Annotated in this window: 6 protein-coding genes; 1 reads left to right on the top strand and 5 read right to left on the bottom strand. The window is 63.3% G+C overall.

Features of this window, described 5'->3' with window-relative positions:
- Nucleotides 1–19: 19 nt before the first annotated feature.
- Nucleotides 20–1015 carry a Tim44 domain-containing protein gene (locus tag GGQ66_RS17980; RefSeq protein ID WP_183794178.1) on the bottom strand — a complete coding sequence of 332 codons (996 nt, stop codon included), beginning with the start codon at nucleotides 1013–1015 and terminating at the stop codon, nucleotides 20–22.
- A 317-nt stretch (nucleotides 1016–1332) separates the two neighbouring features.
- On the opposite strand from GGQ66_RS17980, the gene GGQ66_RS17985 reads away from it, so the two are divergent.
- On the top strand, nucleotides 1333–3081 hold the full coding sequence (locus GGQ66_RS17985) for a GGDEF domain-containing protein (RefSeq protein ID WP_183794180.1): 1749 nt from the start codon (nucleotides 1333–1335) through the stop codon (nucleotides 3079–3081).
- A gap of 8 nt (nucleotides 3082–3089) precedes the next feature.
- Here GGQ66_RS17985 and GGQ66_RS17990 read toward each other — a convergent pair whose 3' ends face one another.
- The 4 genes from GGQ66_RS17990 to GGQ66_RS18005 all read right to left on the bottom strand — a co-directional run bounded on the left by GGQ66_RS17990 (nucleotide 3090) and on the right by GGQ66_RS18005 (nucleotide 7248).
- Nucleotides 3090–4529: a M20 family metallopeptidase gene (locus GGQ66_RS17990; protein ID WP_183794182.1), complete on the bottom strand. Its 1440-nt coding sequence runs from the start codon at nucleotides 4527–4529 to the stop codon at nucleotides 3090–3092.
- A gap of 78 nt (nucleotides 4530–4607) precedes the next feature.
- Nucleotides 4608–5492 (bottom strand): site-specific integrase, encoded by an 885-nt coding sequence (locus tag GGQ66_RS17995; protein ID WP_183794195.1) that lies wholly within the window; start codon nucleotides 5490–5492, stop codon nucleotides 4608–4610.
- Nucleotides 5493–5676: 184 nt separating this feature from the next.
- Entirely contained in the window at nucleotides 5677–6699 is a 1023-nt protein-coding gene (locus GGQ66_RS18000; protein WP_183794197.1) for an LLM class flavin-dependent oxidoreductase, read from the bottom strand.
- A gap of 240 nt (nucleotides 6700–6939) precedes the next feature.
- Nucleotides 6940–7248 carry a hypothetical protein gene (locus tag GGQ66_RS18005; RefSeq protein WP_183794199.1) on the bottom strand — a complete coding sequence of 103 codons (309 nt, stop codon included), beginning with the start codon at nucleotides 7246–7248 and terminating at the stop codon, nucleotides 6940–6942.
- Nucleotides 7249–7903: the final 655 nt, after the last annotated feature.

Genomic DNA, 7903 nt, shown 5'->3' on the forward strand with positions numbered 1-7903 from the left:
CGGGGGAGAGAATGGCTGATCAGTTGACCGACTGAATAGCCGAAAGCAGCCAGTCGCCGCCGCGTTTACGGGCAAAGGTCCATATTTCCGTGTTTTCGGAAAGCTGGTCGGGATTGCCGGCCACGACCTTGCCGCTCGCGCGGTCGACCATCACGTCGATCGATTCATAACGCATGGCAACCGTTGCATAATCGGTGCCGTCCTCGCTCCAGGCTTCGGAGAGGTCGCCCTGAAGCAGTTTGACGTCCTTGACGCTGTTGCGCACGCCATTGGTGGCGTTTTCACCGAGTTCCTCAGCCAGATAGGACATGGCTTCCGGCGTGGCGACCCGGCGAAGTGCTGCATAATCCTCGCGGCCATAGGCTTCCTGAACAGACGTCAGAAGTTCCTCGAACCGGTCGAAGTCCGGGCCATCGATCTCAAGCGCCTTCGTGATGGGGGCAACGGGTGCCGCCATGCCGCCGCCGAGGTTCGGCATCTTGAATGCGGTGGCCTGGTCGCGCTGGCCGAAACTGTTGTTCTGGCGCAGCGAAGGGCCGCCGGCCGTGGCCGGGGTCTGCTGATTGCGGCTGGCGAAAAAGCGCATGGCCAGCATGATGAGGCCGCCGATCAGGGCTACCTGAAGCAGCATGCCGAAGAGGCCTGCCATGCCGCCGAAGCCGCCGCCGAACATCATGCCGATCAGACCGCCGAGCAGCAGGCCGCCGAGCATGGATTTGCCGAACGAGCCGAAGAGGCCGCCTGTGTTCCGCGATTGCGCAGCGGCGTTCGGCGCAGCCGTTGAAGGCTGAGCGGGCTTGGGCGACATCGACCGTTCGATCGGAGCGGCAGTGCCAGGCGCTGTATTGGTGGGGGCCGGGGCGTTGAAAGTCTTCGAGCCACGGCTGCCGAAACTCGAAAACCCGCCGCTTCCGGCGCGACGGGCATCCGCCGTGTCGATGGTTGCGAGCGTCGTTGTCAGGCCAAGCACCACAAGGGCGGCAAGCCGGGCAAGGCGCGATGCGAAAGCGGGCATTCGTAAGTCTCCTCTTTGATGGGAATGCATCCCGTTATGCCTACCCATATGGGATGGGCTGCGCCCGTTTTCATCGGGCCTTGTCCTTTCTTGCCTTGCAGCGGCGGCAAGTGCTTTACACAATTGGCTTTTTTGCTGTCACGTTTTTGTGATGCATCGTGTGTTCTCCGAGGAAATACAACCCATGATAGATTTCAGGATTCACTCTTTAGGGAGGAAGTTCGGCTATTATGGTGGGCATGAACGCCTGAAAGCCGGTCTTTTGCGCAATGTCCGTCAAGATGATTGGTTGCAGGATCCAGGATGGGATTGCCGGCTTGATACAATTCAGCATCCAGAAGCTTCAGTTCGTCGGAGCGGTCGTCGTGGGCGTGGTGTGTCTGGGGCTGGCCGCTATCGGCATCTGGCCTGCCTATTCCGAGATGCGCAAATATGAGCGCTCGATCGGAGAGTTCACCCGGTTCGAAAGCGCGCTTCTGGCGGCTTCGAATATTTCGGCGGAACGTGGCGCGGCCAACGAGGCGATGGCCGGGGGAGCGACACCCGAAACCCTTCAAGGCCTTTCCCAGGCCCGTGGCGTGACGGATGACAGTCTGCGCGATCTCAAGGAGCAGTTCTCGGGCGAGGTCCACGCCTCCGCCCGGTTGAAGGCGGCGTTCGAAGATGTCATTCGCCGGCTTTCGAGGGCGCGGGTGGCGGTCGATGACGCCGTTCGGGTGGCCAATGGCGGACCGGAGCCGAAGGCGGTTGCCAAAGCCATCACCACCATGTTTGCCGCTGCCGACGAGGCAAGCCGTCTGCGCGACCAGATCGGCGGGCGCATCGTGTCAGTGACACCGGAAATCGGCTTCGAGGTTCTGATGGCCACGCAGGCCAGCGTTCTGCGCGAGCATGCCGACCGGCTTGGCTCCTATGTGGTACTGCAACTGATCGGTCTGCCCGAGGATTTCGCGACCTATGCCGGCGTGATGGCCGCCGAGGCGGTGCGGGTGGAAGACATCGTTGCCATGTTGCGGGCCTATAGCGCCGCCTATGTCGACAATCCGACCATCGACCGGGCGATTGCGGATATGGACCTCGTCTATCTGAACGGCGCCCTGGTCTATGCCCAGGATGTGGCGCGCATGACGGTTGCGAGCGAAAGGCCGACGGTTGCCGTCTTCACCCAGCGTTATCTGCCGGCGATGAAATCGGTCGATGTGCTGCGCAGCGAAATCATCAGTGCCACCTTTGCATCGATGATGGCGACGAAGGTTGAGGCCCGCCACGCCATGCTGGTCTCAGCAGGCCTTGGCGGCGTGGTCCTTCTGGTCCTCACGGGCCTTGCGCTCGTCCTGCGTTTTGGCCTGTTTTCACCGTTCGACGCCGCCAGGCAGCAGATTAACGACATCGCCAACGGCGACTTTGCCGAACCACGTCCCGTTCACCATCTGGGGCTGGAACTGCAGGACATGTTCGCCAAGCTGAGTTTTCTGCGCAGCCAGCAGCAGACCAAGCACAGGCTGGAGATGGAGCGGCACGATATCGTCGAGCAGTTGAAGCGGCTGTCGGAAACCGATCCGCTGACCGGCCTGTTCAACCGTCGCACGCTTTACGGGCTGGCCCAGTCCATTCTGGACGAGGTGCGGGCCGAGACACCGGGTGTCGGCATCGTGTTGCTCGACGTCGATCGCTTCAAGTTGGTCAACGACCGTTTCGGCCATGCTGTCGGCGACCATGTATTGCAGAAGACCGCTGCCGTTTTGACCGGCAATCTTCGTGAAGGCGATATCGTTTCACGCTATGGCGGCGAGGAATTCCTGCTGGTGCTGCGCGACGTATCCGCGGAGCAGGCCTGCGCCATCGCCGAAACGCTTCGCAAATGTCTGGCCGAAACGCCGATCGAGGAGATGGGCGACGAGCGGGTGACGGCCAGTTTCGGGGTCGTCTGGTGCGGTGGCGAGAGCACATCTTCCAACTGGGACGAACTGGTAAACCTTGCCGATCGCCGGCTCTATCAGGCCAAGCGCATGGGGCGGAACCGGGTGTGGGCGGGTGATGTGACCGATATGAGCGCGACCGGCTGAGGCCACGCTCAGGCGGCGCCCACCGGGCGGGGCTGTAGCGGCGGTTGCACCTCCTCCGGCATGGGGCAAACGTAAGGCGTCTTTTCCGTGCGGGCGAGAAAGTCCTTTTTGGCGCGGGCGAGCAGCGTTTCATCGCAGATCACATCGACGGCGGTTGCCGCCATGATCTTGGCCGCATGGACCATGCCCTTGTGGGCGGCGGGCGTCTTGCCCTGGGCGGTGACCTGCCAGGAGTGGCCGGGCGTGCCAATGGCCTGACAGGCAACCAGTGCCTGAACCAGCGGCACTTTCCAGCTCACATCGCCCACATCCGTGGAACCGATCATGGGTTCGCCCTTCAGGAAGCGCGGCACGACGGTATCGCAGAGCGGCCTGTTCTCCTCCACCGGCAGGCCGACGCTGCGGTAATCGCTTTCGATATCGCCTGCCGTCAGCGTCGCCTGGATCTCTGCGGCAAACGCCCGGTCGGTGGCATCGAAGGGCACGCCGCCCAGGCGTTCGAAGGCGGCCGCCATCGCATCTTCCAGCGGCGTATTGGCCAGGAGATTGGACACGGCGGAAACGATCTTCGCTTCCACCCGCGTCTCGGTCATCAGCGCGGCACCCTCGGCAATCTTCTTCACCCGCTCGATCAGCGTCAAAAGGCCGGGCAGTTCCTTCGCGCGCACGAGATAGCGCACGGTTGCCTTGGCCTGCACCACGTTCGGAGCCACGCCGCCGGCATCGAGAATGGCGTAGTGAACCCGTGCATCCGCCGGCATGTGCTCGCGCATGTAGTTGGCGCCGACATTCATGAGTTCGATGGCGTCGAGCGCCGAACGGCCGAGATGGGGGGCGGCCGAAGCATGGGAGGCGCGGCCGTGAAAGGTGAAATCGATGCGCATATTGGCGAGCGACAAGGGCTCCCAGACGCGGGTGAAGGTATCGGGATGCCAAGTGATCGCGGCATCGACATCATCGAAGGCGCCGGCGCGCACCATGAAGGATTTCGCTGCGCCGCCTTCTTCGGCCGGGCAACCGTAATAGCGCACGCGACCCTTGCGGCCCGTGGCCGCCAGCCAGTCCTTGAGCGCCGTGGCGGCCAGAAGGGCGGCGGAACCGAGCAGGTTGTGGCCGCAGCCATGGCCGTTTCCATTGCCGGGCAGGGGACGCGGTTCGGCAATGCCGGCTTCCTGCGAAAGGCCGGGCAGGGCGTCGAACTCGCCGAGAATGGCGATCACCGGCCCGCCGTCGCCGGCCTCACCCATCACCGCCGTCGGCAGGCCGGCGAGGTTCTCCGTCACCCGGAAGCCCTGTTCATGCAGCATGCGGGTATGTTCGGCCACCGACCTGTATTCGCCGTAGCACAGTTCCGGTGTGGCCCAGACCCGGTCGGCCAGTTCGGCAAAAGCTTGCTTTTTGGCATCGGCATAGGCCCAGATCGGATCGCTATTGGTGAGGTTGGTCATGGCGGCGGGGTTCCCGTTTGTCTTTCGACGCCATGTGACACCAATTTGTCCGGACCATCAACGACTAAAGTGATGGAGTCACCGGAGACTGCGGGCGGAAAAGGCAGCGGGATCGAGACCCGCGGCCTTGGCGCGCGCCCGCACGATGAACGTGACCGATTGCGGCGTGAGCCCCAGCCGCCCCGGCTTGCCCCAGCGGTCCACGGGGCAAAACAGCGGGCCATCGCCAAGCTTGGCCCGCTTTCGCCAGTGGCTCAGGGCGGCGAAAACCGGTGCAGGCAGGGGCAGGGCGGCGGCACCTTTGCCCTCATCGCATCGCAGGCGTGGCTTCTTGCCGCCGGATAGATGCTCCACCCGAAGGGCGGCGATCTGCGCGGGGCGAAGATCGAGCGAAAAGGCGGTCATGAGCAGCGCCCGGTCCCGGCAATCCGTGAGGCTGTCGTTATCGCAGGCGGCGAGAAGCCGCGCCATTCCCTCTTCGCCGAGCTTTTCGGCTTTGGCACGCACCGGCGCTTGCCCAGCGAGAGCCGCGCGGATGGCGGAGAGCGAAAAGACCGCATCGCTGCCGCCCGCTGCCCGCGCCAGCGTCGCCCAGCTTGTGATCCGCCGCTTCAGGGTGGCGTGGGAGAGTGGGGGAGAAGACGCGGACTGCTGATCGGCAATGAAGTCGAGCACGCAGGCTTCGGAAGGAGGAAGGGGCAGGGGGCCGGTCCGGTTACGCCGGTGCCAGAGCGCCAGCGTTTCAAGGTCACCGGCCAGAGCCCGCAACGTATGGACCGAGCGGTTGTCCGTGGCGAGATGTGCAAGAAGGGCCACCTCTTCGTCTTCCAGACGCTCGGCCAGTCGCTCGCGCCGGGCAAAGCTCATGACACCGTCCAGCGCCTCAAGCTGCACCGCCCGCGCGAGCCGCGCGGCGGTGTCGCGTTCCGTCTGTTCCCGCAGAAGGGTGGAAAGGCCGATCATGGGCAAAGCGCATCCGGCGCTGCGGATGGCCAGCCGTTGCCGGAACCGGGAGTGAAGGAGAAAATCCGCATTTCGTGAACCCTGCCATGGTTGTTCGCAGCGAAAGCCCGCGAGTCGACAGGTATCACTAGTGATATCGGCCCGATTCGGGCAAGAGGGGCGCCGAAGCGCCCCTTCCGCCGGTTCAGCGCCAGCCGAGCGCTGGTGCGACATGTGTCAGGATCGACTCGATGACGTGGGCGTTATAATCGACGCCCAACTGGTTCGGCACGGTGAGCAGCAGCGTATCAGCCTCGGCCACGGCTTCGTCGTTCTTCAATTCCTCGATCAGCCGGTCCGGTTCCGCAGCATAGGAGCGGCCGAAGATGGAGCGTGTATTGGCGTCGATATGGCCGATGGAGTCCTGCTCCTTGCTGCCGCTGCCGAAATAGGCACGGTCGCGGTCATCCGTGATGGCGAAGATGGATCGGCTGACGGAAACGCGCGGTTCGCGCGCATGGCCCGCTTCCTTCCAGGCTTCGCGATAGGTGCGGATCTGCTTGGCCTGCTGGACGTGGAAAGCCTCGCCGGTTTCGTCGTCCTTCAACGTCGAGCTTTGCAGGTTCATGCCGAGTTTGGCTGCCCAGATGGCTGTGGCGTTGGAGCCGGCACCCCACCAGATGCGCTCGCGCAACCCCTCGGAATGGGGTTCCAGCCGCAGGAGGCCGGGCGGGTTCGGGAACATCGGGCGCGGGTTGGGCTCGGCAAAGCCTTTGCCCTGCAGCACTTCCAGCAGAACCTCGGCGTGGCTGCGGCCCATGTCGGCATCGCTCTTGCCTTCGTCTGGCTGGTAGCCGAAGTAGCGCCAGCCGTCGATGACCTGTTCAGGCGAGCCGCGGCTGATGCCGAGCTGAAGCCGCCCACCGGAGATCAGGTCGGCGGAACCGGCGTCTTCGGCCATGTAGAGCGGGTTCTCGTAGCGCATGTCGATGACGGCGGTGCCGATCTCGATCGATTTCGTGCGTGCTCCGACGGCGGCGAGAAGCGGAAAGGGAGAGGCGAGTTGCCGGGCGAAGTGGTGAACTCGGTAATAGGCGCCATCGGCCCCGAGTTCTTCCGCCGCCACGGCCAGATCGATGGATTGCAGCAGGGCATCGCCGGCCGAGCGGGTGCCCGATTGCGGTGAGGGGGCCCAGTGCCCGAAGGAAAGAAAGCCGATCTTTTTCATGGTGTGCCGTTCCTTAGTGCGTGAATTGTCGTTTTCATCGCACAATGTGGGGTGCAGGCACAGGGGTTATAAGACGATTGAACGGTGTGTTCGCAATGGCGCGACGCGCCGGTTTTAAGGCTTTCCCGAAACCCATGCGATTCCCGGTTTAAGCCATTATCGCGAAACGGGAATTTGTTGACAGCTGTCTACTCGTCAACGCCCGGTTTTCCGGGGGCGGGCTGCCCCCGGAAAGCGCATTCAGGCGGCCATGCCGATGGAATAGGTGCCGTCTTCGGCGGTCGATACCGCAATCGGCTTGCCGGAGGCCGGGGCATCGTCGGCATCGTGGTCGTTACCGCCGCTGCCGGTGTCGTCGCCGTCATTGTCGGCGGAAGCCGAGGCGTTGAGCGCCAGTTGGCCGATGGCATTGGGTACGGAGGGGCCATAGGACACCGCGACCGTCGGCGTCGAGCCAAGCCTGGCCGAGCCGGCGCTGGCGGCAACGGCCGGGCTCATGGTGCGGGCGACGGCTGTTGCCCCTGTGGATGAAAGCGCTGTTATGGACATGCAATTCTCCCTCACCCCGGCACTGCGGGCGGGGCGGTCACGGGTGCCGGAGCGGCCGGGCCGGCGCGGGTCCACGGCGAACCTGTCGCGGGCGTCTTGACGCTAGGCCCGCCGGTTTAACGACTGTTAAAGTTCAGAACCCAACAAGTGGGGCCGAAAACATCCCGTCCGGTTTTCAGCCTCCTGTCAGTATGGTCGCCTAGGATGCATCCGCGAAGTCTCATCTCCTTTGTTGCTTGACGCCGTCGGCCCGTTACGGAAAACGGGCCGACGGCGTTCCTTTTCGCCTGTTCGGAGCATGGCTGAGGCTGGGGAAAACCGTCGCGAGATTGACAATCGGCACAGTCGGCGTATGGTTTTAAAGAGGTCAGTGATTGGCATCTGTCGATGCAGCCAATCCTACAATATCCCGACATTACCTATTCGCTTCAGACTCTACGGTTGTCACCAGTGACGGAACGTAATCTCTGTTTAGCTTCCGTTTCAGGCTTCATTAACCATAATTTCAACGGCCTGCGCGTGCGCGCGATCAAGCCGAAACGTGGCGTGAAAGGTAAGCGGTGTTGATTGCCACTGAGAACTGACCCGGCGTTTCCACCGAGAATTGACCCGCGTGTTAGGTATGTTTCGGGTCTGCGGTCGTGGTCAAGTTCCT

The organism is Allorhizobium borbori (assembly GCF_014196535.1).
Lineage (GTDB): Bacteria > Pseudomonadota > Alphaproteobacteria > Rhizobiales > Rhizobiaceae > Ectorhizobium > Ectorhizobium borbori.

Excerpts from the sequence above, each read along its gene's own strand:
- GGQ66_RS17980 (WP_183794178.1), bottom strand. The coding sequence starts at position 1,015 with ATGCCCGCTTTCGCATCGCGCCTTGCCCGGCTTGCCGCCCTTGTGGTG.
- GGQ66_RS17990 (WP_183794182.1), bottom strand. The coding sequence starts at position 4,529 with ATGACCAACCTCACCAATAGCGATCCGATCTGGGCCTATGCCGATGCC.
- GGQ66_RS17995 (WP_183794195.1), bottom strand. The coding sequence starts at position 5,492 with ATGATCGGCCTTTCCACCCTTCTGCGGGAACAGACGGAACGCGACACC.
- GGQ66_RS18000 (WP_183794197.1), bottom strand. The coding sequence starts at position 6,699 with ATGAAAAAGATCGGCTTTCTTTCCTTCGGGCACTGGGCCCCCTCACCG.
- GGQ66_RS18005 (WP_183794199.1), bottom strand. The coding sequence starts at position 7,248 with ATGTCCATAACAGCGCTTTCATCCACAGGGGCAACAGCCGTCGCCCGC.